The sequence below is a fragment of the Micromonospora sp. CA-259024 genome (assembly GCF_050936255.1).
Taxonomy (GTDB): Bacteria; Actinomycetota; Actinomycetes; order Mycobacteriales; family Micromonosporaceae; genus Micromonospora.
Genome location: NZ_JBNJND010000001.1, coordinates 3,244,628 through 3,269,212, shown reverse-complemented (window position 1 = coordinate 3,269,212; position 24,585 = coordinate 3,244,628). Strand labels below are relative to the sequence as shown.

General features: G+C 72.1%; 26 protein-coding genes. 18 read left to right on the top strand and 8 right to left on the bottom strand.

Annotated elements, in window-relative coordinates; translation table 11 throughout:
* Window positions 1-57 precede the first annotated feature (57 nt).
* From ACQEUX_RS14250 to ACQEUX_RS14220, 7 genes are all read left to right on the top strand, one after another.
* On the top strand, window positions 58-423 hold the full coding sequence (locus ACQEUX_RS14250; protein ID WP_433046836.1) for a hypothetical protein: 366 nt from the start codon (window positions 58-60) through the stop codon (window positions 421-423).
* A 58-nt stretch (window positions 424-481) separates the two neighbouring features.
* The gene (locus ACQEUX_RS14245) at window positions 482-1,303 is read left to right on the top strand and encodes a DUF1206 domain-containing protein (protein ID WP_433046833.1); all 822 of its coding nucleotides are present in this window, start codon (window positions 482-484) and stop codon (window positions 1,301-1,303) included.
* Window positions 1,304-1,383: 80 nt separating this feature from the next.
* A complete protein-coding gene (locus ACQEUX_RS14240) occupies window positions 1,384-2,571 on the top strand; it encodes a mechanosensitive ion channel family protein (protein ID WP_433046830.1) in 1,188 nt (395 codons plus the stop codon).
* 304 nt (window positions 2,572-2,875) lie between these two features.
* Complete coding sequence (locus ACQEUX_RS14235) at window positions 2,876-3,310, top strand: phage holin family protein (RefSeq protein WP_433046827.1); 435 nt, start codon at window positions 2,876-2,878, stop codon at window positions 3,308-3,310.
* Complete coding sequence (locus tag ACQEUX_RS14230; protein WP_433046824.1) at window positions 3,307-3,681, top strand: DUF3618 domain-containing protein; 375 nt, start codon at window positions 3,307-3,309, stop codon at window positions 3,679-3,681. The genes ACQEUX_RS14235 and ACQEUX_RS14230 overlap by 4 nt, the downstream gene beginning before the upstream one ends.
* Window positions 3,678-3,950: a DUF4235 domain-containing protein gene (locus tag ACQEUX_RS14225; protein ID WP_433046821.1), complete on the top strand. Its 273-nt coding sequence runs from the start codon at window positions 3,678-3,680 to the stop codon at window positions 3,948-3,950. The genes ACQEUX_RS14230 and ACQEUX_RS14225 overlap by 4 nt, the downstream gene beginning before the upstream one ends.
* A gap of 285 nt (window positions 3,951-4,235) precedes the next feature.
* Window positions 4,236-4,439: a cold-shock protein gene (locus tag ACQEUX_RS14220; RefSeq protein ID WP_030338233.1), complete on the top strand. Its 204-nt coding sequence runs from the start codon at window positions 4,236-4,238 to the stop codon at window positions 4,437-4,439.
* Between the two features lie 128 nt (window positions 4,440-4,567).
* Here the strand turns inward: ACQEUX_RS14220 and ACQEUX_RS14215 are convergent, their stop codons facing one another.
* Both ACQEUX_RS14215 and ACQEUX_RS14210 read right to left on the bottom strand, forming a co-directional pair.
* Complete coding sequence (locus ACQEUX_RS14215; protein ID WP_433046818.1) at window positions 4,568-4,762, bottom strand: hypothetical protein; 195 nt, start codon at window positions 4,760-4,762, stop codon at window positions 4,568-4,570.
* 88 nt (window positions 4,763-4,850) lie between these two features.
* Window positions 4,851-5,834, bottom strand: coding sequence for an aldo/keto reductase (locus ACQEUX_RS14210; protein WP_433046815.1), 984 nt, complete (start codon window positions 5,832-5,834; stop codon window positions 4,851-4,853).
* Window positions 5,835-5,917: 83 nt separating this feature from the next.
* Between ACQEUX_RS14210 and ACQEUX_RS14205 the strand changes: the two genes are divergently transcribed.
* Complete coding sequence (locus ACQEUX_RS14205) at window positions 5,918-6,706, top strand: trans-aconitate 2-methyltransferase (RefSeq protein ID WP_433046812.1); 789 nt, start codon at window positions 5,918-5,920, stop codon at window positions 6,704-6,706.
* Between the two features lie 2 nt (window positions 6,707-6,708).
* Window positions 6,709-7,734 carry an adenosine deaminase gene (locus tag ACQEUX_RS14200; RefSeq protein ID WP_433046809.1) on the top strand — a complete coding sequence of 342 codons (1,026 nt, stop codon included), beginning with the start codon at window positions 6,709-6,711 and terminating at the stop codon, window positions 7,732-7,734.
* A 228-nt stretch (window positions 7,735-7,962) separates the two neighbouring features.
* Here ACQEUX_RS14200 and ACQEUX_RS14195 read toward each other — a convergent pair whose 3' ends face one another.
* Together ACQEUX_RS14195 and ACQEUX_RS14190 are read right to left on the bottom strand one after the other, a co-directional pair.
* On the bottom strand, window positions 7,963-9,366 hold the full coding sequence (locus tag ACQEUX_RS14195; protein WP_433046806.1) for a HAMP domain-containing sensor histidine kinase: 1,404 nt from the start codon (window positions 9,364-9,366) through the stop codon (window positions 7,963-7,965).
* Between the two features lie 29 nt (window positions 9,367-9,395).
* Complete coding sequence (locus ACQEUX_RS14190) at window positions 9,396-10,085, bottom strand: response regulator transcription factor (protein ID WP_433046803.1); 690 nt, start codon at window positions 10,083-10,085, stop codon at window positions 9,396-9,398.
* A gap of 73 nt (window positions 10,086-10,158) precedes the next feature.
* Between ACQEUX_RS14190 and ACQEUX_RS14185 the strand changes: the two genes are divergently transcribed.
* The gene (locus ACQEUX_RS14185) at window positions 10,159-11,079 is read left to right on the top strand and encodes an ADP-ribosylglycohydrolase family protein (protein WP_433046800.1); all 921 of its coding nucleotides are present in this window, start codon (window positions 10,159-10,161) and stop codon (window positions 11,077-11,079) included.
* Between the two features lie 150 nt (window positions 11,080-11,229).
* Here the strand turns inward: ACQEUX_RS14185 and ACQEUX_RS14180 are convergent, their stop codons facing one another.
* A complete protein-coding gene (locus ACQEUX_RS14180) occupies window positions 11,230-12,120 on the bottom strand; it encodes a DUF1775 domain-containing protein (protein ID WP_433046797.1) in 891 nt (296 codons plus the stop codon).
* 190 nt (window positions 12,121-12,310) lie between these two features.
* Between ACQEUX_RS14180 and thrS the strand changes: the two genes are divergently transcribed.
* On the top strand, window positions 12,311-14,320 hold the full coding sequence (thrS, locus tag ACQEUX_RS14175) for a threonine--tRNA ligase (RefSeq protein ID WP_433046794.1): 2,010 nt from the start codon (window positions 12,311-12,313) through the stop codon (window positions 14,318-14,320).
* A gap of 114 nt (window positions 14,321-14,434) precedes the next feature.
* Here the strand turns inward: thrS and ACQEUX_RS14170 are convergent, their stop codons facing one another.
* On the bottom strand, window positions 14,435-15,163 hold the full coding sequence (locus tag ACQEUX_RS14170) for a D-Ala-D-Ala carboxypeptidase family metallohydrolase (RefSeq protein WP_433046791.1): 729 nt from the start codon (window positions 15,161-15,163) through the stop codon (window positions 14,435-14,437).
* A gap of 176 nt (window positions 15,164-15,339) precedes the next feature.
* Between ACQEUX_RS14170 and ACQEUX_RS14165 the strand changes: the two genes are divergently transcribed.
* On the top strand, window positions 15,340-15,852 hold the full coding sequence (locus tag ACQEUX_RS14165) for an HIT family protein (protein WP_433049835.1): 513 nt from the start codon (window positions 15,340-15,342) through the stop codon (window positions 15,850-15,852).
* Between the two features lie 34 nt (window positions 15,853-15,886).
* On the opposite strand, the gene ACQEUX_RS14160 is transcribed toward ACQEUX_RS14165, so the two are convergent.
* Complete coding sequence (locus ACQEUX_RS14160) at window positions 15,887-16,369, bottom strand: hypothetical protein (RefSeq protein ID WP_433046788.1); 483 nt, start codon at window positions 16,367-16,369, stop codon at window positions 15,887-15,889.
* Between the two features lie 97 nt (window positions 16,370-16,466).
* Between ACQEUX_RS14160 and ACQEUX_RS14155 the strand changes: the two genes are divergently transcribed.
* Window positions 16,467-17,525, top strand: a complete 1,059-nt coding sequence (locus ACQEUX_RS14155; RefSeq protein ID WP_433046785.1) for an aldo/keto reductase — start codon at window positions 16,467-16,469, stop codon at window positions 17,523-17,525.
* A gap of 158 nt (window positions 17,526-17,683) precedes the next feature.
* On the opposite strand, the gene ACQEUX_RS14150 is transcribed toward ACQEUX_RS14155, so the two are convergent.
* Complete coding sequence (locus ACQEUX_RS14150; protein WP_433046782.1) at window positions 17,684-19,840, bottom strand: elongation factor G-like protein EF-G2; 2,157 nt, start codon at window positions 19,838-19,840, stop codon at window positions 17,684-17,686.
* Window positions 19,841-20,089: 249 nt separating this feature from the next.
* On the opposite strand from ACQEUX_RS14150, the gene pgsA reads away from it, so the two are divergent.
* From pgsA to pdxS, 5 genes are all read left to right on the top strand, one after another.
* Complete coding sequence (pgsA, locus tag ACQEUX_RS14145; RefSeq protein WP_433046779.1) at window positions 20,090-20,719, top strand: phosphatidylinositol phosphate synthase; 630 nt, start codon at window positions 20,090-20,092, stop codon at window positions 20,717-20,719.
* A gap of 46 nt (window positions 20,720-20,765) precedes the next feature.
* Complete coding sequence (locus ACQEUX_RS14140) at window positions 20,766-21,698, top strand: phosphatidylinositol mannoside acyltransferase (protein WP_433046776.1); 933 nt, start codon at window positions 20,766-20,768, stop codon at window positions 21,696-21,698.
* 57 nt (window positions 21,699-21,755) lie between these two features.
* A complete protein-coding gene (locus ACQEUX_RS14135; RefSeq protein ID WP_433046773.1) occupies window positions 21,756-22,916 on the top strand; it encodes a glycosyltransferase family 4 protein in 1,161 nt (386 codons plus the stop codon).
* A gap of 83 nt (window positions 22,917-22,999) precedes the next feature.
* Window positions 23,000-23,503 carry a hypothetical protein gene (locus ACQEUX_RS14130; RefSeq protein ID WP_433046770.1) on the top strand — a complete coding sequence of 168 codons (504 nt, stop codon included), beginning with the start codon at window positions 23,000-23,002 and terminating at the stop codon, window positions 23,501-23,503.
* Window positions 23,504-23,641: 138 nt separating this feature from the next.
* Window positions 23,642-24,559 (top strand): pyridoxal 5'-phosphate synthase lyase subunit PdxS, encoded by a 918-nt coding sequence (gene pdxS / locus ACQEUX_RS14125; protein WP_433046767.1) that lies wholly within the window; start codon window positions 23,642-23,644, stop codon window positions 24,557-24,559.
* Window positions 24,560-24,585 lie beyond the last annotated feature (26 nt).

Sequence of the window (24,585 nt, the reverse complement as noted above, 5' to 3'; positions counted from 1 at the left end):
CAGCACGATGATCACCGTTCGGTGGAGGTGTCGCGAACATCTCGTACCCTTGGCGGGGTGACGAACCGACCCGCCACCATCCCAAAGCCCACCGTCCGCCGCGCCGCCGGTCTGTTCGCCGGCCTGGCACTCGGCCTCGCCGTGCTCGCCGGCTGCAGCTCGCAGGGCGCCTCCACAGACTGCGGGCTGGACGCCTGCACGGTCACCTTCGAACGGGGTGTCGACGCGAGCGCCACCATCCTGGGCGTCGAGGCCAAGCTGGTCGGCGCGGAAGGCGACCAGGTGACCGTCGAGGTCGCCGGCGAACAGCTCACCCTCACCACCGGACAGCAGGCCACCGAGGCCGGGGGCTTCGCGGTCACCCTGGACAGCGTCACCGACCAGCAGGTCAAGATTCGCTTGTCGCGCAACCCGGGCAACTGACCTGGGCGGGGGCGGTGGCCGACGTTTGGGGATCTTCGGAATCGGAGACTGTGGCGCCATGTCACTTACCCGTAGCGCCGAAGCCACCGCCTCCCGTACGGCGGACAGCCGGTGGTTGGAACTCCTCGCCCGGGCCGGCTTCATCGGCTACGGCATCGTCCACCTGCTCTTCGCCTGGCTGGCGTTGCAGATCGCGTTCGGGACGTCGAGCGACGACGGCGACCAGTCCGGCGCCCTGCGGACCCTCGCCGCGCAGCCGTTGGGCAGGTTCCTGGTCATCGCCACCGCGGTGGGCCTGCTCGCGATGGCGATCTGGCAGGCGCTGGAGGCGGCGGTGGGGCACCGCGCCGAGCAGGGTAGGGAACGGGTCGTGGAGCGGCTCGCCTCGGCCGGCCGGGCCATCGTCTACCTCTACTTCGCCTGGACCGCGTTCAAGGTCTTCAAGGACGCCGGTTCCAACAGCGCCGACCAGCAGGAGGCGTTGACCGGCAAGCTGATGACCTCCAGTGGTGGCCGTTGGCTGGTCGGCCTTGCCGGGCTGGTGCTCGCCGCGATCGGTGTCGGCCTGGTGATCTACGGTCTGGTCAAGCGGTTCGAGAAGCATCTGAAGACCGGGCAGATGAGCCCGAAGACCCGCAAGTTGGCCCGCCGGCTGGGTATCGCCGGGTATGTCGCCAAGGGCATCGCGTACGGCATCGCCGGCCTGCTGATCATCGTGGCGGCGGTGAACTACGACCCGGAGAAGGCCCGTGGTCTGGACGCCGCGCTGCACACGCTGCGCGAGCAGTCCTACGGCACGGTGCTGCTGAGCCTGGTCGCCCTCGGCATCGCCGCCTTCGGCCTGTTCTGCCTCCTGCAGTCCCGGTACCGCAAGGTCTGAGCTAGCCGATTCGGGAGGCAACGGGCACTATTGGGCTTTTGCCCGAGCACCGTCGCCCATCCGGAGGGAGCACCACACCCGTGCAGAGTTACCTCGGAACGGCCGTCGCCGCGCTCGTCGCGGCGGCGGTCGCCCTGTTCCTGGTCGAGGTCGTCCACCGGGTCACCCGGCGGCTCGGCCACCGCTCACTGCTGATGACGGAGCTGACCGACCACGCGCACCGCCCGTTCCAGGTCGCCGCCACGGTCCTCGCGGTGCAGTTCGCCGCCCGCTTCAGCACCGGGTACGCCGTCGGTGAGGGCTGGCGTCGGCTGCTGTTGCACCTGCTCATCCTCGGCGTCATCGCCACCACGGCCTGGCTGGTGGCCGCGCTGCTGGTGGTTGTGGAGGACACCGCGCTGGCCCGGTTCCGGGTCGACGTGCCCGACAACCGGCACGCCCGGCGGGTACGGACCCAGGTGGTGATGCTGCGCCGGCTGACCATCGCGGTGATCGTCATCCTGACCGTCGGCGTCATGCTGATGACGTTCCCGAGCGTGCGCGGCATCGGCGCTGGTGTGCTGACCTCGGCCGGCGTGGTCGGTGTGGTGGCCGCGCTCGCCGCGCAGAGCCTGCTCGGCAACGTCTTCGCCGGCCTCCAGCTCGCCTTCAGCGACGCGGTCCGGCTCGACGACGTGGTCGTCGTCGAAGGGGAGTGGGGTCGGATCGAGGAGCTGACCCTCAGCTACGTCGTCGTGCAGATCTGGGACGACCGGCGGTTGATCCTGCCCACCTCCTACTTCACCAGCAAGCCGTTCCAGAACTGGACGCGGACCGAGGCGGCGGTGCTCGGCACCGCTGAGTTCGACGTGGACTGGGCGGTGCCCGTGCAGACCATGCGCGAGGAGTTGCGCCGCCTGGTCGAGGGCACCGAGCTGTGGGACGGCCGGGTCTGCGTCCTGCAGGTCACCGACGCCACCGGCGGGTTGGTGCGGATGCGCGCGTTGGTCAGTGCCGCCGACGCGGGCAGCCTGTGGGACCTGCGCTGCCTCGTCCGCGAGCACCTGGTGGCCTGGATCCGGGACAGCCGCCCGACCGCGATGCCCCGGACGCGTACCGAGTGGGGTGACTCCAGCAGCAGCCTGCCCTGGCAGTGGGTGCAGCCGCGCCGGCCGGAACGCCGCCCGACCGACACCGGGGCGCCCGACGACGCCCGCGTCTTCGGCGGTAGCGACGACGGCGACGCCCGCAGCGAAGCCTTCGTGGGCCCCGAAGAAACCCGCCCCTGACCCCACCCCCTCTTCCCTGGTGATCAAGAGGTTTCGGTCATCCAAGCCCGGTTTTCTGACCGAAACCTCTTGATCACCGGGGTTCGGGGGACCGGGTGGGCACCGGGGGGTCGCTGGTGGGAGGTTTGGTCGGGCTTGGGTGGGGGATCTGCTGCCGGACGTGTCTGGCGCGGATCGAGTGGGCCGGCGCCGGATTGGCGGCGCGGCGTGCGGACAACCGGGACGGTGAGCTGCTCGGCGCGCCTTAGGATTGACGGGCGGCGACTCCGGGCATACAGCGCGGTGATGAGGAAAGGAGGACAGCATGGCTGACGTGGCGAACGCCCGCACATCCCGCAACGGGAGCGAGCCCTCCACCGCTGAGCTGGTGCAGCGGGCCACCGAGCAGGTCTCCCGCCTCGTGCGGGACGAACTGGCGCTGGCCCGGGCGGAGTTGACGCAGAAGGGCAAGCACGCAGGCATCGGGATCGGCCTGTTCGGCGGCGGTGGCGCGCTGGCATTCTTCGGCCTGGGCGCGCTGGTCGCCACGGCGATCCTGCTGCTCGACCTGGTCTTGCCCGCCTGGGCCGCCGCGCTGATCGTGGCGGTGGCCTGCTTCCTGGTGGCCGGCGTTCTCGCCCTGGTGGGCAAGAAGCAGGTCAGCCGTGCGGTCCCGCCGATGCCGGCGGCCACGGTCCGCAGCCTCCGGGCCGACATGGACACCGTCACCGCCGCGGTGAAGGACAGGGGGCGGCAGTGACGGGCAACGGGACCGGCGACACGGAGGCCCTCCGCGAGGAGATCCGTCGCACCCGGGTCGAGTTGGGCGAGACGATGGAGGCGTTGGCGGCCAAGGCCGACGTCAAGGCGCGCCTCAGGGAGTCCGCCGAGCAGGCGAAGGAGCGGATGCGCGAGCAGGCGGCGCAGACCGTCGCCCGGGTCCGTGGGCAGGCCCTGCGTGGCGCCGGGTTGGCGCGGGCGCAGGCGCACGACAAGGGTGAGTTGGCGCGCGCGCAGGCGCACGACAAGGGCGAGTTGGTGCGACGCAATCTGGTGCCGTGGGCGGCCGTCGCCGCCGGTGCGGTGGCCACCGTGGTGGTGCTGATGATCGTGCGGGGGAGGCGTAGGTGAGCAAGAGCATCGGCAGGGTCGCGTACCGGCCGGTCGGCGTGCTGCTGGGGATCGCCGCGGGTGCGGTCGCGGGATCGATCTTCCGGCAGGTCTGGAAGGTCACCGCGGGCGACGGCGAGGCGCCCAGCGCGACCGACGAGGATCGCGGCTGGGGCGAGATCCTGGCCGCCGCGGCGTTGCAGGGGGCCATCTTCGCGGTCGTCCGGGCTGCCGTGGACCGGGGCGGCGCGGTCGGCGTCCGCCGGATGACCGGCAGGTGGCCGGACTGACCACAGCGACTTCAGCCCTCTTCCCGCATCGATGGGAAGGGGGCTTTCGCATGGCATCGGACGCCGCCCAGCGGATCTTAGGCATCCGTCAGGTCACATGTCGGAGAAATTCGTCGGGAAGGTCGTGACAGACTTTTTGCGTCCGTGATTTGCTGTTCCCCGCTGTTGCGAGATGGCGTGGGTTGAGAGAAGTCTCCTTCGTGGGGCCGTCTCAGGCACCGCTGCTCGAAATCGGCCAATCGGCCGGACGGCGTGCACGGCCACCAGTTTTAGAAGGAGATACACATGGCGCAGGGAACCGTGAAGTGGTTCAACGCTGACAAGGGCTTCGGCTTCATCACCGTTGATGGCGGGGGTGCTGACGTCTTCGTCCACTTCTCGGCCATCCAGACCAGCGGCTACCGCTCGCTGGAAGAGAACCAGCGGGTGGAGTTCGAGATCGCTCAGGGTCAGAAGGGCCCGCAGGCTGAGCAGGTCCGTCCCATCTGAGTGATATGGCCGGCCCCCGCCGGCCAGTGGGACGCTCCGGCCATGGGTCGTTGTGTAGCCCCGCATCTCTCGGGATGCGGGGCTTTCCATGTGCCGGGTCGGGTCGGTCTCCGCAGTGGAACGACTGCTCAGCGTCGGCGGCGTGAACGCAGGCCGAGCCAGAGCACCACCAGCCCGGCCAGTGCCACGAGCGGGCCGAGGACGACCCAGATCTTCTCGTCGGTCATCACGCTGCCACGGACGTAACCGAGGCCCTGCACCGTCCACACCGCACCGATCACGACGGCCAGCAGGCCGAGGGTGAGCGGAAGCCAGCCCCTCATCGCGTCCTCTCTCCGCCACCCGGGGCGGCGCGCCACCCTCCAGCATCGCCGGCCGGGCGGCGCGCCGCGAGCACCCCGGGTGCGCGGGTCACCACCGGTCGTGCACCTGCGGGCGGATCAGCTCGTCGTAGATCTCGCGTACGCCGGTCAACTGGCTCTCGGTGAGTGGCGACAGGTTCGCCGCGGCGGCGTTGCGTCGGGCCTGGTCGGCGTCGCGGGCGCCGGGGATGACGACGGTGACGCCCGCCTGGTCCAGCACCCAGCGCAGCGCGAACTGCGCCATGGTGCGGTCGGCGTCGACCAGCGGTGCCAGCCGGCGTACGGCGGCCAGGCCCCGCTCGAAGTCGACGCCGGAGAACGTCTCCCCGACGTCGAACGCCGCGCCGTGCCGGTTGTAGTTGCGGTGGTCGTCGGCGGGGAACTCGGTGTGCTCGTCGTACCGGCCGGAGAGCAGGCCGCTGGCCAGCGGCACCCGGGCGATGATGCCGACCCCGGCCGCCGCGGCGGCCGGCAGGACACGCTCCAACGGCTTGTGGCGGACCGCGTTGAGGATGATCTGGACGCTGGCCACCCCGGGCCGGGCGATCGCGGTGAGGGCCTGGTCGCAGGTCTCGACGCTGACGCCGTACCCGGCGATGGCCTTCTCGGCGACGAGGGTGTCCAGGCCGTCGAAGACCTCGTCGGAGGAGAAGACGGCGGTGGGCGGGCAGTGCAACTGGACCAGGTCCAGCGTGTCCATTCCCAGGTTCGCCCGGGACCGGTCGGTCCACTGCCGGAAGTTGGCCAACGTGTACGCCTCCGGACGCTGCTCGACGCGGCGGCCCATCTTGGTGGCGACGGTCAGCCCGGCGTCGGGGCGGGTGCGCAGGAAGCGGCCGATCAGCTGCTCGCTGCGGCCGTCGCCGTACACGTCGGCGGTGTCGAGGAAGGTGACCCCGGCGTCCACGGCGGCGGCGAGCACCGCCATCGCGTCGGTCTCGCTGACGGTGCCCCAGTCGGCCCCGAGTTGCCATGCACCCAGGCCGACCGCGCCGACGGTCCGGCCGAGCCGGTTGAAGCTGCGCTGTTCCATGCCCTGAGCCTAGTGATCGGGTTGCCAGCCTGCCAGGCGAGCCATATCGTCAACAAGACGGACGTACGGTTTGGGAGGTAGTGATGTGGGACCCGACGACCTACCTGCGCTACGGCGATGAACGATCCCGGCCGTTCCACGACCTGGTGGCGCGGATCCCGGCCGAGCGGCCCCGGACCGTGGTCGACCTCGGCTGCGGCCCCGGCCAGCTCACCGCCACCCTCGCCGGGCGTTGGCCCACGAGCCGGGTGCTCGGCCTGGACTCCTCGCCCGAGATGATCGACCGGGCCACCGCCCTCAACGCTCCCGTCGACTTCGCCGTCGCCGACCTGCGCGACTGGCACCCGACTGGCGACGAGGACGTGGTGCTCAGCAACGCGGCGCTGCAGTGGGTGCCCGGCCACCAGCAGCTGCTGCGCCGCTGGGCCGCCGAGCTGCCCGCCGGCGCGTGGCTCGCCATGCAGGTCCCCGGCAACTTCGCCGCCCCCTCGCATCACGCTCTGCGCCAGGTCGCCGACCTACCGACCTGGCGGGCCGAGATCGCCCCGCTGCTGCGCGCGGACCCGGTCGACGACCCGGCCGACTACGCGGCGCTGCTGACCGCCGCCGGCTGCGCGGTGGACGCCTGGGAGACTACCTACGTGCACCTGCTGCGCGCTCTTCCCGCCGCCGACCACCCGGTGCTGGCCTGGATGGAGGGCACCGCGCTGCGCCCCGTCCGGGCCGCGCTGGACGCCGCCGGCTGGTCCGCCTTCCGGGCCGAGCTGGGGGTACGGCTCGCCGCCGCCTACCCGGTGCGGCAGGGGCAGGTGTACTTCCCCTTCCGCCGCGTCTTCGTCGTCGCCCGTACCGGCGACCATGCCCAGGAGTGACCGTGACCGATCTGCCCACCTTCATCGCCGGCCTGCCCAAGGCGGAGCTGCACGTGCACCACGTCGGCTCCGCCTCGCCCCGGATCGTCGCCGAGTTGGCCGCCCGTCACGAGGGACGCACTCCCGTGCCGGCCGACCCGGAGGCGCTCGCGAACTACTTCGAGTTCCGCGACTTCGCACACTTCGTCGAGGTCTACCTGAGCGTGGTGGACCTGATCCGCGACCCGGAGGACGTCTGGATCCTCACCCACGAGGTGGCCCGGGAACTGGCCCGCCAAGAGGTGCGGTACGCGGAGCTGACGATCACCCCGTACTCGCACGTGCGTCGAGGCATCCCGGCCCCGGCGTTCTGTGAGGCGATCGAGGACGCCCGCAAGCGCGCCGCGGCCGACTTCGGCCTCGACCTGCGCTGGTGCTTCGACATCCCCGGCGAGGCGGGTCTGCCCGCGGCCGAGGAGACGCTGCGCATCGCGCTGGACGAGCGGCCCGACGGCCTGATCAGCTTCGGGCTGGGTGGCCCGGAGATCGGCGTTCCCCGGCCGCAGTTCCGGCCCTACTTCGACCAGGCCCGCGCCGCCGGGCTGCACTCGGTGCCGCACGCGGGGGAGACCACCGGACCGCAGACCATCTGGGACGCACTGAACGAGCTGGGCGCCGAGCGGATCGGGCACGGCATCTCGGCCGCACAGGACCCGGAGCTGCTCGCGTACCTGGCCGAGCGGCAGATCGGGTTGGAGATCTGCCCGACGTCCAACGTACGGACCCGGGCCGTGGCCAACCTCGACGAGCACCCGCTGCCCCGACTGGTCGAGGCCGGGCTGCTGGTCACCATCAACTCCGACGACCCGCCGATGTTCGGCACGACCCTCAACGACGAGTACGCGGTGGCGGCCCGCCTGCTCGGGGTGGGCCCCGAGGGTCTGGCCGGGCTGGCCCGTAACGCGGTGGCCGCGTCCTTCCTCGACCCGGCCGGCAAGCAGCGGATCACCGCCGAGATCGACGCGTACCTCGCCACCGCCGCCGGCTGAGCCGGTCGGGGGGAGCAGGGCGCGCGGCGGGAGCGAGGGTGTGGGGGGACCTGAGACTCCCGCCGCGCGCGCGGCTCCACCGGCTGTGGGTGCGTGATGCGCTCGGCCGGTGGAACTGGTGGGTTCGTGCTGTGATCCTGTCAGCCCCCGGCCGATTCACCACTGTCGTTAAGCATGATCTAAGGAAGACTTGCGCCGGCGCACAGCCCACAGCCCGGGCCGGGCCGGTCAGTCGTCGGTGGGGCGCTGACGGGGCCAGCGACGTCCGCTGGCCTTCGTGTCCCGGGCGTCGCGTGCCATCCGGCCGACCAGACCGAAGCGGCTGACCTGCCGGGGCGTCGCCTCCGGGTCGGCGAGCAGCATCACCACGCTGGCTCCGCCCAGCCGGGCACGGTCGATGCTCACCGAGCCGTTGGCCTGCAACGCCACCCGCTTGGCGATGTCCAGGCCGAGCCCGGTCGAGCCCTGGTCACTGGCCCCCCGGCGCAGCGCCCGGTCCGGGTTGGCGATGCCGGGGCCGGCGTCGTCGATCCGGATCGCCACGTAACCGTCCCGACGGGACACGGCCACCTCGAACGCGGTGCCCTGCGGGGTGTACCGGAAGACGTTGCCGATCACCGCGTCCAGCGCGGCGGCCAACTCGGCGCGCGGCACCGGCGCGGGGATACGCAACTGGGCGCCGTTCACCCGGTGCGGCCGGTTCTGGTCGCCGGCCAGCGCGGCCCAGAACACCATCCGGTCCCGGACCACCTCGCTGACGTCGCACATCGCCGGCCCGGCCTCGTGCGCCACCGCCTTGCGGGTGGTCTTGATCAGCACGTCGATCTCACCCTCCAGGGTGACGATCGCCTGCCGGATCCGCCGGATGCCGCGTAGCCGGTCCAACTCCGCCGGGCTGAACGAACCCACGCTGGTGTCGTCCGACTCCAACGCCTCCGCGTCCAGACGCAGCACGGTCAACGGGGTACGCAGACGATGCGACAGGTCGGCCACCAGCTCCCGCTCATCGGTGCGAGCCGCGTCCAGCCGGTCGGCCATCCGGTTGAAGGCGTACCCGGCCTCGGCGAGCTCGCGAGGACCGGTCGGCTCGACGCGTACGCCCAGGTCGCCGTCGCCGATCGAGAGTGCGGCCTTGACCAGCCCCCGGGTCGAGTCCACCGCGCGGGCGGCGACCCGGTCGACCACCAGTACCGCCGCGCCGGCCATCGCCGCGCCGACCGCGAACAGCAGCAGCCAGGTGCCGCCAGCACCCTCGCCCAGCGTCGAATCCGGGAGGAACACCTCCACCACGGCCGTCCGGTCACCGAGGACGACCGGGTCGAGCCGGACCACCCCGCCGTCGACGTCGACGACCAGCGACCGCCGGTCGGCACGGGCCCGGTCCAGGTCGGTGCCGCTGGCCCGCCCGGCCGACTCGTCCAGCCCCAGCCCGTGCACCACCGGCCGGGTCGGGGCGCCCTCGGCGCTGGCCACCACGGCACGTTCGACGACCGCCGGGTCGGTGCTCACCGCCAGGGCGCCGGTCACCAGCGCGCTGCGTCGGGCCGCGTCGGCGATCGCCTCGTCCCGGCTCTGCTCCCGCAGGCTGAGCCCGAGCGGGATGAGGAACGCGAGCGCGACGAGACTGCACATGCCGGCCGTGAGCAGGGCCAGCGCCGTCCTCAGTCCGGTGCCACCAGCCGGAACCCGACCCCCCGCACGGTGCGCAGGTAGCGCGGCTTCGCCGCGGACTCGCCCATCTTTCGGCGGAGCCAGTACAGGTGAACGTCGATGGTCTGATCCTCGCCGACCGATGGCTGCCGCCATACCTCCTCCAAGAGCTCCCGGCGGGACACTACCCGCCCGGGTCGTGCGGCGAGATACGCCAGCAGGTCGAATTCCTTGCGGGTCAGCGCCAGTGGCTCCCCGTCGAGCTGGGCGCTGCGTTCGCCCACGTCCACCCGCAGCCCGCCGACGCTGTGCACCGCGGGCTGCACCGTCCGGCTGGCCCGGCCAGCCCGGCGCAGCACGGTCGTGATCCGTGCGTCCAGGTGTGCCCCGGTGAACGGTTTGACCATGTAGTCGTCGGCGCCGGCGCGTAGCAGCTTGACCACCGACTGCTCGTCATCGCGGGCGGTGGCGATGATGATCGGGATGTCGGTGATGCCGCGCAGCATCCGCAGCGCGTCCGAGCCGTCCAGGTCGGGCAGGCCGAGATCCAGCACCACCAGATCGGGTGTCTCCGCGGCGACCCGACGCAGGGCGTCCAACGCCGTACCCACGGCGTGCACGGCATGCCCCCGGTCGGCGAGGGACCGCAGCATCGCGCCGCGTACGACGTGATCGTCTTCGACCAGGAGCACGGAGGCCACGACAGAACCGTACTTGGCCTGGCAAGTTGATCGCGTTGCGACGTGCCTGGCGAACGGGCAAGCTGGTACGACGATGTCGTTCATCCTGTTCGCCGATGCTCGCCTGGCGCTCGCCCGGGACAGCCTCGCCGGTCTCTCCACCGGCGACGCGCTCGGCGCGCAGTACTTTCTGCCGGGGTCAGCGCCCCCGGATCTCGGCACGGGCGCACTGCCGCCGGCCCCCTGGGAGTGGACCGACGACACCGAGATGGCCTGCTCGGTCCTCGCCGAGCTGGCCGACTCCGGCGGCATCGACCGGGACCGGCTGGCCCTGGCCTTCGCCGAGCGGTGCGCCCCGCGCCGGGGCTACGGTGCTGGCGCGATGCTGATCCTGCGGCTGATCCGCACCGGTACCCCGTGGCCGGTGGCCGCCGCGTCCGCCTTCGACGGCCAGGGTTCCTGCGGCAACGGTGCCGCGATGCGCGTCGGCCCGCTGGGCGCGTACTTCGCGGACTCGACCGCCCGTGCCGCAGCGCAGGCGCGCGCCTCGGCCGAGGTGACCCACGCGCACCCGGAGGGGATCGCCGGCGCCGTCGCGGTGGCTGTCGCCGCCGCGCTGGCCGCCCGGGCCCGCCTCGACGGGCACCGGCCGGCCCCGGAGCGGCTGCTCGCCGGGATCGCCGCCGCGCTCGACCCGGGCACCGAGGTACACCGAGGCGTGATCCGAGCGGCCGGGCTGCTCGGCCGGCCACTGCCCCGGGTGGTGGCGGCGCTCGGCAACGGCTCTCGGGTGACCGCCCAGGACACCGTCGCGTTCACCCTCTGGGTGGCCGCCACCCACCTCGACGACTATCCGGCGGCGATCCAGGTCTGCGTCCGGGCCGGCGGGGACGTGGACACCACGGCCGCCATCGCGGGGGCGGTGGTGGCGGCGTACACCGGCGTCGGCACTCCCGGCGGGGTGCCCGAGTCGTGGCTGGCCGCCCGCGAGCCGCTACCCACCTGGCTGCCCTGACCACCCGGCCTGCGCTGACCACCCGGCCTGCCTGACCACCCGGCCTGCCCTGACCACCCGGCCTGCCGGCCTGCCCTGATCGACTCGGCTTCCTGCAAATCGGGCTGTCGGTGCGGCGTTGATGCCGCGGTTCCCGGGAACCCGAGTGGATCACCGAGATGACGCGGAAACGGCCGGCGTCGTCGGGGCCGCGGCCTCGTCCGCGCGGCCGGTCGCCTCGGCGAGCGTCGGGGCCTCGTCCTCGTCCGCGCGGCCGGTCACCTCGGCCAGCGCGGTGGCCTCGTCCGGGTCGCGTCGGCGCCACCGGCTGACCAGCCAACCGATCGCCGCGCCGCCGCCCAACCCGGCCAGCAGGCCGGCGGCCAACATCCCGTCGGCGCTGCCGGACTCCTCGCCAGCACCGTCCGCACGAGCGGCCGGGGCGTCGACACCGCTCTCCGGAGCGGCTGGCGCACCGGCCGCCGGGCCGCCGTGCCCGCCGTGTGCGGCCGGACCCGCCGCGCCGGGCGCCGCCGGCAGCAGGGTGAGCGCCGGGGCCCGGTACGGACCGGCGGCGTCCGCCCAACGGACCACCGTGCCGTCGGCGTACGTCTGGACGACCTCGAAGGTGAGCCGCTCCACCTGGGGCATCGGCCCCATGGACAGCGCCAGCCGGGCCGGCCCCTGCTCGCTCTCGCCGACCCGGACCCAGGTCACCGCGGTGGTCACCGTGGTCACGCCGGAGGAGTGGATACCGGCCACCGGCCGATCCAGCGTGCGGGAGCTGATCCTGGGTGCCCAGCCGTTCACCGACATCGGGTAGACCTCCGCGATCGGCGCGTCCGCCGGCAACCGGACCTCGATCTGGTTGGTCCTCGTGCCGGCCCGCTCCTCCGGCACGGTGAACTCCAGCCGCACGGCGTCGCCCTGCCGTGCCTCGGCCGGGGTGGTCGTCACGTCCGCCGCGTGCGCCGTGCCAGGCCAGAGCAGCAGCCCGGCGGCGGTCACCGCGGTCGCCGCCGCGATCCGCCGCCGGCGTCCACCGCCGTACGTGCTCGCCATCTCGTTGCCCCCATCCGTGTCGACGCGGCCGGCACCGGTTTTCGGCCACACCTTCTAGTTCGGCTGCGAGACGCGAAAGGTTCAACGCCGACCGTCAGGAAGGTGCCCTTCCCAGGCGTGGGTGGGTGGACCGATAGCATCGGCAGGAGCCGAGGATCGGCACCGTTTCGTACCACTTGGAGGAGTCACCGTGTCCGCACCCCGTACCCCCGCCGTGGCCGACCCCGTCGTCGTCGCCGCCGGGACCACGGCGGCCGACGCGGTGGCCGCGGCCGGACTGCCCGCGAACGGCCCCAAGGCGATCGTCGTGGTCCGCGATCCGGAGGGTCAGCTGCGCGACCTGGACTGGGCGCCGGCCGAGGAGACCGTCGTCGAGCCGGTCAGCCTGGACTCGCCCGACGGGCTCAACGTGCTGCGCCACTCCACCGCGCACGTCCTCGCCCAGGCGGTGCAGGACATCTTCCCGGAGGCGAAGCTCGGCATCGGCCCGCCGATCGAGAACGGCTTCTACTACGACTTCGACGTCGACAAGCCGTTCCAGCCCGACGACCTCAGCAAGCTCGAGAAGCGCATGCAGGAGATCATCAAGTCTGGTCAGCGGTTCCGCCGCCGCCGCTTCGGCAGCCTGGACGAGGCGCGCTCCGAGCTGGCCGACGAGCCGTTCAAGCTGGAGTTGATCGAGGTCAAGGGCGAGGGCCTGGACACCGACGAGGTGATGGAGGTGGGCGGCGGCGAGCTGACCATCTACGACAACCTCGACGCCAAGGAGGACAAGGTCTGCTGGTCGGACCTGTGCCGGGGACCGCACCTGCCCACCACCCGGCTGATCGGCGCGTTCAAGCTGATGCGCTCGGCAGCCGCGTACTGGCGAGGGTCGGAGAAGAACCCGCAACTGCAGCGGGTGTACGGCACCGCGTGGCCGACCCGCGACGAGCTCAAGGCGTACCTGAAGCTGTTGGAGGAGGCCGCCCGGCGCGACCACCGCAAGCTCGGCGCGGACCTCGACCTGTTCAGCTTCCCCGACGAGATCGGCTCCGGCCTGGCGGTCTTCCACCCCAAGGGCGGCATCATCCGCCGGGAGATGGAGCACTACTCGCGGCGCCGGCACGAGGAGGCGGGGTACGAGTTCGTCAACACCCCGCACATCACCAAGGCGCAGCTGTTCCACACCTCCGGCCACCTGCCGTACTACGCGGACACCATGTTCCCGCCCATGCAGTTGGAGGGCGCGGAGTATTACCTCAAGGCGATGAACTGCCCGATGCACAACCTGATCTTCAGGTCGCGCGGGCGGTCGTACCGGGAGCTGCCGCTGCGGATGTTCGAGTTCGGCACGGTCTACCGGTACGAGAAGTCCGGCGTGGTGCACGGCCTGACCCGGGTCCGTGGCCTCACCCAGGACGACTCGCACATCTACTGCACCCGGGAGCAGATGGCCGGCGAGCTGTCCACGCTGCTCAGCTTCGTGCTGGACCTGCTGCGTGACTACGGTCTGGACGACTTCTACCTGGAGCTGTCGACCCGGGACGACTCGCCCAAGTTCATCGGCGCCGACGAGGACTGGGCGGAGGCGACCGAGGCGCTGCGGACCGCCGCCGCGACCTCCGGCCTGGACCTGGTGCCCGACCCGGGCGGCGCGGCGTTCTACGGCCCGAAGATCTCGGTGCAGGCGCGAGACGCGATCGGCCGGACCTGGCAGATGTCCACCATCCAGGTCGACTTCAACCAGCCGGAGCGCTTCGAGCTGGAGTACCAGGCCGCCGACGGCAGCCGGCAGCGGCCCGTGATGATCCACCGGGCGCTGTTCGGGTCGATCGAGCGGTTCTTCGGGGTGCTCACCGAGCACTACGCGGGCGCGTTCCCGGCGTGGCTGGCGCCGGTGCAGGTGGTGGGCATCCCCATCCGTGAGGACCACACCGACTACCTGCACGGTTTCGTCGCGGCGTTGCGCACCGAGGGGATCCGGGCCCAGGTGGACGCGGGTGACGACCGGATGCAGAAGAAGATCCGTACGGCGCAGCAGCAGAAGATCCCGTTCATGGTGATCGCCGGTGACGACGACGTGGCGGCCGGTACGGTCTCGTTCCGCTACCGCGACGGCTCGCAGCGCAACGGCGTGCCCGTCGCCGAGGCGGTGACCCACGTTCTCGACGTGGTCAGCTCGCGGACCAACATCGGCCCCTCGGCCGCCGCGGAGTAGCGGGCCCCGCGCCACGCTGCGGCGCGGCGTCGCCCGACGATCGTGCTCGATCCTTGACGTAGTGGCCTCCCCGCACCCGGGGAGGCCACTACGTCCGTCTACGAGCGTGATCTCTCAGATGCCGCAGGTCGGCGCCGACCAGCCGCCGACCGCCGCCACGTGGGTGTGGTCGTTGTGGTCCGGGTAGCCGGGGCCGAGGATCTGCCCGAAGCCGTGGTTGCGGGCCTGCTGGGCCAGTCGGCACAACGACGGGGACCCGACCAGGTCCACCGCGTCGCCGTACAGGTGCCGGCTGTTCGACGCTCCGCCGACCGCGCTGTTGCACGCGTAGCTGCGGAAGCCGCTGCTGATCGCGATGGGCACGTCTCCGAGCGCGTGGCGCAGGGCCTGGAGCTTCCACATCGAGACGAGCGCGTTGGCCCGCGCGGTGCTCGCCGATACCGCCCCGCCGGCCCAGGTGGTGTTGCAGTTGTTCAGCTCGGCGTAGCTGAAGTTGGCCGGTGTGCAGTCGTCGTCCTGGAGGGCGTAGATCCGGTTGAAGGTCTGCGGGCCGGCAATGCCGTCCGCGGGCAGCCCGTACGCCTGCTGGAAGCGGATCACCGCCGACCGGGTGGCCGGGCCGTACGCGCCGTCGAGGGTGAGCACGGCACCGTAGCCGGGGTAGCCGGCGACTCGGATCTGGAGTTGCCGGACGTCCTCGCCGGACGCCCCCTGGGACAGGGTGCGTCCCCAGGTGTAACAGCCGTCAGCCTGTGCCGCGCCGGCCGTGACGGTGATGCCGGCCACGGTGGTGGCGGCGGTCAGCGCAAGGGCCGCGAGGAGTCTGCCGAGCCATCGGATCATGTAAGCCTCCATCAATGAATGGAAGTTCCTGAATGCATGGAATTTTCAGGGTCCGGCAATAGTCCGTCAAGAACTTGCAGCAAGGATTTTCCCGGCGGCAGGTGTCGCGGCCCGCATTCGCGGCTCCGTAGGATCGGCTCGTGACAGGGGCGGAACGGCACACAGACATCGGCGGCATGGCGGACGGCCTGGAGCGGCTCTGGACGCCGCACCGGATGACCTACATCTCCGGCGAGGACCGCCCGGCCGAGGGCTACGAGAAGCCCACCGGCTGCCCCTTCTGCCGGGCGCCGAAGCTGCCGCCGGAGGAGAGCCTGGTGGTGGCCCGTGGCGAGCACGTCTTCGTGGTGCTCAACCTCTACCCGTACAACCCTGGTCACCTGCTGGTCTGCCCGTACCGGCACGTCGCCGACTACACCGACCTGGACCTGCCGGAGACCACCGAGCTGGCGTCGTACACCCAGACCGCGATGCGGGTGATCCGCAAGGTGAGCAACGCGCACGGCTTCAACCTGGGCATGAACCAGGGCGGGGTGGCCGGTGCCGGCATCGCCGCGCACCTGCACCAGCACGTGGTGCCGCGCTGGGGCGGCGACGCGAACTTCATGCCGGTGATCGGCCGCACCAAGGTCCTGCCGCAGTTGCTCGGCGACACCCGCGATTTGCTCGCCCGCGCCTGGCCGTCCTGACCGCCGCCACTGCGTGACGTCCGCGCTGGTCCGGCTAGTCGGCGCGCAGCAGGGGCGTCAGCTCCGGCCAGCTCTCCACCCGGTGTACGCGCGGCAGCAGCGCGGCGTACGGGGCGACCTGCGCCGGGCGGGGCCGGAACAGGTAGCGGTGCGGCACCGAGTCGAGGTAGCCGAGCACCTCCAGCTTGTCGTCCACGAAGTGGGTCAACCCGAGCCGGCGGGCGATCGGCGCCTTGTCCGGCCGGGTGCGGCAGAAGTGCACCCGCTCAGCCGGGACGCCGGTGCGCGCCGAGAAGTCGTGGTGGGCCAACCACTCCCGGGTGCGCCGCTCGGTGACCTCGCCACACTTCGAGACCAGGTGCACCTCGTCGAACGCCGGGCCGAGCGCCGCGAGCGCGTCGAACGCACCATCGACCACGGGTGTGCGCAGGTAGTGCGCACCGAAGAAGGACGTGTCGGCGTCGTCGTCCGCCGGCTCGATGATCACGCCGCCGATGTCCACGCCCAGCCGTCGCATACGGGCGATCATGCCGTACCGACCTGTCGACGCGCACCCGCGATTCGCTCCCGGGATCTGCTACGTCCCGGCCCGGCGGAGGTGGCACGATCGGCCGATGGCAGTCACGACACGGACGTTGGGGCGTAGCGGCATCGAGGTCAGCGCCCTCGGCATGGGGTGCTGGGCGATCGGTGGGCCCTGGGCGGAGGGCACCCAGCCGCTGGGCTGGGGCGCGGTCGACGACGACGAGTCGGTACGGGCCGTACGTCGGGCGCTGGACCTGGGCGTGACCCTGTTCGACACCGCCGACACGTACGGCGCCGGGCACGGCGAGCGGGTTCTCGGTCGGGCGCTCGCCGGTCGCCGGGACGAGGCCGTGATCGCCACCAAGTGGGGCTACACGTTCGACGAGGCGAGCCGGCAGGCCACCGGGGAGGACGCGTCGCCCGCCTATCTGCGGCGGGCCGTGACGGCCTCGCTGCGCCGGTTGGACACCGACCACATCGACCTGTACCAACTGCACCTGGCCGACCTGTCGGTCCCCCGGGCGGAGGCACTCATCGGCACCTGCGAGGACCTGGTCGCCGAGGGCCTGATCCGGGCGTACGGATGGAGCACCGACCGTCCCGAGCGGGCCACCATGTTCGGGCACGCCGGGGCCGGCGCCACCGCCGTGCAGCACACCCTGTCGGTGTTGCGTGACGCCCCCGAGCTGCTGGCGGTCTGCGACAAGTACGACCTGGCCAGCATCAACCGGGGGCCACTCGGGATGGGGCTGCTCACCGGCAAGTACACGACAACGTCGACGCTGCCCCGCGACGACGTACGGGGGTTGGCGCCGGGCTGGCTGGAGTGGTTCCGTGGCGGCCGACCGGCACCGGAGTGGCTGCGTCGGGTCGGCGCGGTCCGCGCCGCGCTCACCGCCGACGGGCGCACCCTCGCCCAGGGCGCGCTGGGCTGGATCTGGGCGCGCAGTGGTCGCACCATCCCGATCCCTGGCTGCCGTACGGTCGCCCAGGTCGAGGAGAACGCCGCCGCGCTGCATCGCGGTCCGCTGCCGGCGGACCAGTTCATCGAGGTGGAGCGCCAGCTGGCCGCCCTGCGTACCGCCGCCCTCCGTGACGCCGACCGCCCCCACTGGCCGCGCCCCACCCACCCCACCACCCACCCCTAACCCATAAGCCCCGGTCCCCTCGCCCCACCGCCGCCGATCTTGCACTTTCTGCTGGGACAAGTGCCGTCATCAGCGACATATCGGCAACAAAAAGTGCAAGATCGCCGGGGCCGGGGCCGGGGCCGGGGCCGGGGCCGGGGCCGGGGCCGGGTTGCGGGTTACGGGGTTTGTTCTTTGCGGGCCTGGTCGGCCAGGTGGGTGGGCATCGGGTCGTGGCGGACGAAGTGGCGGCGGAAGGTGCCGGTGCCGGCCGTCATCGAGCGCAGCTCGACGGCGTAGCGGAGCAACTCGATGGCCGGTACCTCGGCGCGAACGAGGGTGCGGCCCTCGGCGTCCGGGTCCGGTTCGGTGCCGAGCACCCGGCCGCGCCGGCCGGACAGGTCGCCCATCACCGTGCCCACCGAGCCGTCCGGCACCCGGATGGTGACCTCGTCGATCGGCTCCAGCAGCGCCGGCTGGCCACGATCGGCGGCGTCGCGCAGGGCCAGTGCGCCGGCGGTCTGGAAGGCCGCGTCGGAGGAGTCGACGCTGTGCGCCTTTCCGTCGACCAGCGTCACCCGCAGGTCCACCACCGGGTGGCCGGCGACCAGGCCGCGCTCGAGCTGGGCGCGGACGCCCTTCTCCACCGACGGGATGTAGTTGTGCGGCACCGCGCCGCCGACGACCCGGTCGACGAACTCGAAGCCGCTGCCCCGGGGCAGGGGCTCGACCTCGATGTCACAGACCGCGTACTGGCCGTGCCCGCCGGACTGCTTGACGTGACGGCCGTGCCCCTTCGCGGGCACGGTCAGCGTCTCGCGCAGCGACACCTTGACCGGCTCGGTGTCCAGCTCGACGCCGCCGGCGCGTAGCCGGTCGAGCACCACGTCCGCGTGTGCCTCGCCCATGCACCAGAGCACCAGCTGGTGGGTCTCCGGGTTGCGCTCCAGCCGCAGCGTGGGATCGCCGGCGACCAGCCGGGCGAGGTTGCGGGCCAGGGCGTCCTCGTCGGCGCGGCTGCGGGCCACGATCGCCACCGGCAGCAGCGGCTCCGGCATCTCCCAGGGGGCGATCAGCAGCGGGTCGTCCTTGGTCGAGATGGTGTCGCCGGTCTCGGCGCTGCCCGACTTGGTGATCGCGCAGATGTCGCCGGCCACGCAGAGCGGCACCTCGCGCAGGGTGGCACCCAGCGGGGTGTAGATGTGCCCGACCCGCTCGTCGGCGTCGTGGTCGGGGTGCCCGCGTTCGGCCATGCCGTGCCCGGAGACGTGCACGGTCTGGTCGGGGCGCAGCGTGCCGGAGAAGACCCGGACCAGCGAGACCCGACCGACGTGGCGGTCGACGGTGGTCTTGACCACCTCGGCGACGAGCGGCCCGGCCGGGTCGCAGGTCAGCGGCGGACGCGGTGAGCCGTCCACGCCGGTCACCGCCGGCAACTCGTGCTCCAGCGGAGACGGGAACGCGGCGGTCAGCACCTCCAGCAGCACGTCCAGTCCGACACCGGTCTGGGCGCAGACCGGCACCACCGGATAGAAGTGGCCTCGGGCGACGGCCTTCTCCAGGTCGTCGATGAGCACCTCGGTGCTGATCTCCTCGCCGTCGAGGTAGCGGTCCATGAGGGTCTCGTCCTCGCTCTCGGCGATGATCCCCTCGATCAGCTCGTTGCGGGACTCGTCAATGGCCGGCTGGTGCTCCGGGTCCGGGTCGCGGACGTCGGCGGGGAGCCCGGCGGTGTAGTCGAAGACCCGGCGGGTGATCAGGCCGAGCAGGCCTTCGGTGGACACCCCGTCGTCGCCGAGCATCGGCAGGTAGAGGGGCATCACGTTGTCGCCGAAGAGGCGCTGGCAGAGCGCCACCGTCTCGTCGACGTCGGCGCGGGGCTGGTCCAGTCGGGCCACCGCGACGGCGCGGGGCATGTCGACCGCCGCGCACTCCTCCCACAGCGCGACGGTGGCCGCGTCCATGCCGCCCGCCGCGGAGACGACGAAGAGGGCGGCGTCGGCGGCCCGCAGCCCGGCGCGCAGCTCGCCGACGAAGTCGGCGTACCCGGGGGTGTCCAGCAGGTTGACCTTGATGCCGTTGTGCAGCAGCGGTGCACAGGACAGGCTGACCGAACGCTGCTGCCGTACGGCCGCGGGATCGTGGTCGCCGACGGTGGTGCCGTCGGGCACCGTGCCGGCCCGGCTGATCGTGCCGGTCGCCGCGAGTAGTGCCTCGACCAGGGTCGTCTTGCCTGCCCCGGAGTGCCCGACGAGCACGACGTTGCGTACCCGCTCGGGCTCGGTGATCACCGGCGTGCCGCCGGTGGAACCCTTGTCCTGACTTTTTTGCGCCATGGGGCGCACCTCCCTCAGCCGGTGGTGGTGGCGACCGCCGCGCGACGGGAAGCGGCCCGGGGCGAGTGCGCGGCGATATCCTCCGGTGGTCTGCTGCACAGCGGGAACGGGACGGGTGGACGGGTGAGCTGGCTCACCCTCCGGCTCGATCTCACACCCGTTGCCGGGTAGGCACAAGCCTCTCCCGGGCGGGTCGGAGGTACCGGCCGTATCGCCGGAGCTGGGCGGACCGTTATCGTGGGGACCGCCATGGCGAAGATCTTCCAAGTGTCGGCCCGCGCGGGGATGACCCGCGTCGTCGAGCCGATTGCCCGCGCCCTTCTGCGCGCGGGCGTCACCCCCAATGCCGTCACCGTTGCGGGCACCGTTGGTGTGCTCGTCGGCGCGCTCGGCTTCGGTGCTCGCGGCCATCTGGTCGCGGGCGCGTTAATCGTGACCGTTTTCGCGCTCACCGACCTGCTCGACGGGACGATGGCCCGGATGAGCGGCGGCTCCACCAAATTCGGCGCGTTCCTCGACTCAAGCATGGACCGGGTCGCCGACAGTGCCGTCTTCGGCGCGGTCGCGTACTGGCTGGCCACGCAGAACGACCACTCCGGGGTGGCCGCCGCGCTGGTCTGCCTGGCCGCCGGCAGTCTGGTCTCCTACGTCAAGGCCCGGGCCGAAGGGCTCGGCATGACCTGCAACGTGGGCATCGCCGAGCGCACCGAGCGGCTGCTGATCGTCGGGGTCGGCGGGATCCTCACCGGCGTCGGCGTCGACCCGGCGTTGGAGATCGCGCTCTGGCTGCTCGCCGCGGTGTCGATCTTCACGGTGGGGCAGCGGATGACGCACGTCTACCGCCAGGCCCAGCAGCTCCAGCCGAACGGCCAGGCGTGAGTGGCGCGTCGGCGACCCGGCGCCGGACGACCGGCGGCCGGGCCGCGTGAACCTCACCGAGCTCGGCTACGTCGCCGGCTGGCGGGTGGTCCGTGCGCTACCCCGGCCGCTGGTGGCGGCGGCGTTCCAGGCGGGCGCGGACCGCGCCCACCGCCGGCCCGGCGGGGGTACGGCCCGACTGCGCGCGAACCTGCGCCGGGTGGTCGGTCCGGAGCTGTCCGAGGCCGAGTTGGACGATCTCGTCAAGCGCGGGCTGCGCTCGTACGCCCGGTACTGGATGGAGGCGTTCCGGCTGCCCGCGTTGAGCCGGGCGCAGATCCTGGCCACCTTCCGCCTCGATGGCGCGGAGTTGCTCGCCGCCGACGTGGCCGCGGGCCGGGGCGCCGTGGTGGCGCTGCCGCACGCCGGTAACTGGGACGCCGCGGGCGCCTGGGTGGCGGCCACCGGTTGGCCGATCACCACGGTTGCGGAGCGGCTCAAGTCGGAGGGCTTGTACAAGCGTTTCATGGCCTTCCGCGAGGGTCTGGGGATGGAGATCCTGCCGACCCGCGGCGGGCCGCGTCCGGCGTTCGACGTGTTGCTGGAGCGCGTCCGTGCCGGTGCGGTGGTGCCACTGCTGGCCGACCGGGACCTCTCCGCCCGGGGGGTGGAGGTGGACTTCTTCGGCGGGAAGACCCGCATGCCGGCCGGGCCGGCGCTGCTCGCGCTGCACACCGGCGCGCCGCTCTACGTGGCCTCGATGTGGTACGAACCGGACGCCGCGTGCGCGTCGCTCGCCGGCCCGCTGCCGGTGCCGGGGCCCGAGGTGGGGCCTCTGGACCAGCGGGTCCGGTCGCTGACCCAGCTGATCGCCGACCGTCTGGCGGCGGGTATCGCCCGGCATCCGGAAGACTGGCACATGTTGCAGCGGATGTGGCTGGACCAGCGGGGGGCGGGGGACGGCACTGCGCTGCCCGCGCCGGCCTCCGGTCAGGCCTGAGGGGTGGTGGGCGCGGTGAGGTGGTGTCCCACAAGCGCGGACAGGGGGCGCTGACGCATGCGGATCGGCATCGTGTGCCCGTACTCCTTCGACGTCCCCGGCGGGGTGCAGAACCACGTCATGGACCTGGCGGAGGCGTTGATCGCGCTCGGCCACGAGGTCAGTGTGCTCGCTCCGGCCGACGAGGATTCGCCGCTGCCGGAGTACGTGGTGTCCGCCGGTCGGGCTGTGCCGCTGCCGTACAACGGCTCGGTTGCCCGGATCGCGTTCGGCCCGGTCTCCACCGCGCGGGTCCGGCGGTGGATCACCAACGGCGACTTCGACGTGCTGCACGTGCACGAGCCGCTCACGCTGAGCCTGTCGCTGCTGGCGGTGCTCTCCGCCCGCGGCCCGGTGGTGGCCACGTTCCACACCGCGATGACCCGTTCGCGGGTGCTGGCCGCCGCGCAGGGCGTGCTCCAGATCGTGCTGGAGCGGATCACCGCCCGGATCGCGGTCAGCGCGCTGGCCCGCAAGGTCCAGGTCGAGCACATGGACGGCGGCGCGGTGGAGATCCCCAACGGGGTGGCGGTGGCCAAGTTCGCCGACGCCGAGCCGTTGCCGGGCTGGCCGGGGCAGTGCGCCCCGGGTACCGGCGGCACGCTGGGTTTCCTGGGTCGGTTCACCGAGGCGCGCAAGGGTTTCCCGGTGCTGCGCGACGCGTTCGTGGCGATGGCCGCCACCCGGCCGGGGCTGCGGTTGCTGGTCGCCGGCCCGGGTGACCCCGACGACCTGTACGACCAGTTCCCGGCCGAGTTGCACGAGCGGGTCACGTTCCTCGGCCTGGTTACCGAACCGGACAAGGCGCGGATGTTGCGCAGTGTGCACCTGTATGTGGCACCGAACACCGGCGGTGAGTCGTTCGGCATGATCCTCACCGAGGCGTTGGCCGCGGGCACCACCGTGGTCGCCAGCGACCTGGACGCGTTCCGGCGGGTGCTCGACGGCGGGCGCGCCGGTCGGCTCTTCCCCACCGGCGACCCGGTGGGGCTGCGTGACGCGGTGACCGAGTTGCTGGACGACCCGGCCGGGCGGGGCGCGCTGAGCGTCTGCGGCGATCAGGTGGTGGCGAATTTCGACTGGCCGGTGGTTGCGCGCCGCGTTCTGGAGGTATACGCAGCGGCGATCGAGGCAACCGACGGACGGGTCATCGACCAGGAATGGGTGGGGCTGAGCTGAGCCGGTGTGACGCATGGTGCGGCTGGTGACCGGGCGACCGGCGTGGCCGCGCCCAATCGGAGGCGAAACGGAGCAGCACTACGATGCCGCACATGTGGTGGGTGGTGGCCGCGAGCGTGGTCGTGGGGCTGGTCGCGGCGTACCTCATCTGGACGGCCGGTCGCGTCGAGCGGCTGCAGGGCCGCGCGGAGCTGGCGGCCCGGGCCCTCGACGCACACCTGCTGCGCCGTGCCGCGGCAGCCGCCGTGCTGGCTGAGCGGCGTTCCGGTGTCGAGCTGTACGCGGCGGCCCGGATCGCGCTGGACGCCGGCCCGGACGAGCGGGAGGCGGCGGAGAACGACCTGACCCGGCAGCTGCGTGTCGTCCAGTTGGATCCGGGCGATCCGGACTGCGCGGCGGTCATCGCCGCGAGTCGTCGGCTCGCGCTGGCCCGGCAGGTGCACACCGATCTGGTCCGGGACGCCCGTTCGGCGCGTAGCCGCCCATTGGTGCGGTTGTTGCGGATGGGACGGGGCCGGGAGTGGCCGCGTTACTTCGACATCGACGACCCGACTCTCATCGTCCCGGCGGACGTTCCCGCCGCCTGACCCGGAGGCTCGCGGGTGAGCCGGTGATCAGGGCCACAGGGCAGGCCACCGGGGGTCTGATTGGCTGTCGGTGCGGCGTTGACCCCCGCGTAGCATTTTCGCTGCCACCCTCAGAGCACGTCCAAGGAGCGATGACCCGTGCCCGAAAACACCGCCTCGAACACCGGTACCGCCCCCGTCGTCGGCACCGCCCGCGTGAAGCGTGGCATGGCCGAGATGCTCAAGGGTGGCGTGATCATGGACGTGGTCAACGCCGAGCAGGCCAAGATCGCTGAGGATGCCGGCGCCGTCGCGGTGATGGCCCTGGAGCGGGTGCCCGCCGACATCCGCGCGCAGGGTGGGGTGTCCCGGATGAGCGACCCCGACATGATCGACGGGATCATCGAGGCGGTCTCCATCCCGGTGATGGCCAAGGCCCGCATCGGTCACTTCGTGGAGGCGCGGATCCTCCAGTCGCTCGGCGTGGACTACGTCGACGAGTCCGAGGTGCTGACCCCGGCCGACTACGCGAACCACATCGACAAGTGGGCGTTCACGGTGCCGTTCGTCTGTGGGGCGACCAACCTGGGCGAGGCGCTGCGCCGGATCACCGAGGGCGCGGCCATGATCCGCTCCAAGGGTGAGGCGGGCACCGGTGACGTCTCCAACGCCACCACCCACATGCGCAAGATCCGCCAGGAGATCCGCCGGCTGTCCTCGCTGCCGGCCGACGAGCTGTATGTCGCGGCCAAGGAGCTGCAGGCCCCGTACGAGCTGGTCAAGGAGGTCGCCGAGACCGGCAAGCTGCCGGTGGTGCTGTTCACCGCGGGCGGGATCGCCACCCCGGCCGACGCCGCGATGATGATGCAGCTCGGCGCGGAGGGTGTCTTCGTCGGCTCCGGAATCTTCAAGGCCGGCAACCCGGCTCAGCGGGCCGCCGCGATCGTCAAGGCCACCACCTTCCACGACGACCCGGACGTGCTGGCGAAGGTCTCCCGCGGTCTCGGCGAGGCCATGGTCGGCATCAACGTCGACGAGATCCCGCAGCCGCACCGCCTGGCCGAGCGCGGTTGGTGACGGGCACCCCTTCACCGACGGCGTGA

What these genes read in the sequence shown, in the direction of transcription:
- ACQEUX_RS14220 (WP_030338233.1), top strand. Translation starts at nt 4,236, where the DNA reads ATGGCGCAGGGAACCGTGAAGTGGTTCAACGCTGACAAGGGCTTCGGC.
- ACQEUX_RS14135 (WP_433046773.1), top strand. Translation starts at nt 21,756, where the DNA reads ATGCGGATCGGCATCGTGTGCCCGTACTCCTTCGACGTCCCCGGCGGG.
- ACQEUX_RS14210 (WP_433046815.1), bottom strand. Translation starts at nt 5,834, where the DNA reads ATGGAACAGCGCAGCTTCAACCGGCTCGGCCGGACCGTCGGCGCGGTC.
- ACQEUX_RS14185 (WP_433046800.1), top strand. Translation starts at nt 10,159, where the DNA reads ATGTCGTTCATCCTGTTCGCCGATGCTCGCCTGGCGCTCGCCCGGGAC.
- ACQEUX_RS14195 (WP_433046806.1), bottom strand. Translation starts at nt 9,366, where the DNA reads ATGTGCAGTCTCGTCGCGCTCGCGTTCCTCATCCCGCTCGGGCTCAGC.
- ACQEUX_RS14130 (WP_433046770.1), top strand. Translation starts at nt 23,000, where the DNA reads ATGCCGCACATGTGGTGGGTGGTGGCCGCGAGCGTGGTCGTGGGGCTG.
- ACQEUX_RS14215 (WP_433046818.1), bottom strand. Translation starts at nt 4,762, where the DNA reads ATGAGGGGCTGGCTTCCGCTCACCCTCGGCCTGCTGGCCGTCGTGATC.
- ACQEUX_RS14160 (WP_433046788.1), bottom strand. Translation starts at nt 16,369, where the DNA reads ATGCGACGGCTGGGCGTGGACATCGGCGGCGTGATCATCGAGCCGGCG.
- ACQEUX_RS14180 (WP_433046797.1), bottom strand. Translation starts at nt 12,120, where the DNA reads ATGGCGAGCACGTACGGCGGTGGACGCCGGCGGCGGATCGCGGCGGCG.
- ACQEUX_RS14205 (WP_433046812.1), top strand. Translation starts at nt 5,918, where the DNA reads ATGTGGGACCCGACGACCTACCTGCGCTACGGCGATGAACGATCCCGG.
- ACQEUX_RS14165 (WP_433049835.1), top strand. Translation starts at nt 15,340, where the DNA reads ATGGCGGACGGCCTGGAGCGGCTCTGGACGCCGCACCGGATGACCTAC.
- ACQEUX_RS14170 (WP_433046791.1), bottom strand. Translation starts at nt 15,163, where the DNA reads ATGATCCGATGGCTCGGCAGACTCCTCGCGGCCCTTGCGCTGACCGCC.
- ACQEUX_RS14150 (WP_433046782.1), bottom strand. Translation starts at nt 19,840, where the DNA reads ATGGCGCAAAAAAGTCAGGACAAGGGTTCCACCGGCGGCACGCCGGTG.
- ACQEUX_RS14155 (WP_433046785.1), top strand. Translation starts at nt 16,467, where the DNA reads ATGGCAGTCACGACACGGACGTTGGGGCGTAGCGGCATCGAGGTCAGC.
- ACQEUX_RS14235 (WP_433046827.1), top strand. Translation starts at nt 2,876, where the DNA reads ATGGCTGACGTGGCGAACGCCCGCACATCCCGCAACGGGAGCGAGCCC.
- pgsA (WP_433046779.1), top strand. Translation starts at nt 20,090, where the DNA reads ATGGCGAAGATCTTCCAAGTGTCGGCCCGCGCGGGGATGACCCGCGTC.
- ACQEUX_RS14245 (WP_433046833.1), top strand. Translation starts at nt 482, where the DNA reads ATGTCACTTACCCGTAGCGCCGAAGCCACCGCCTCCCGTACGGCGGAC.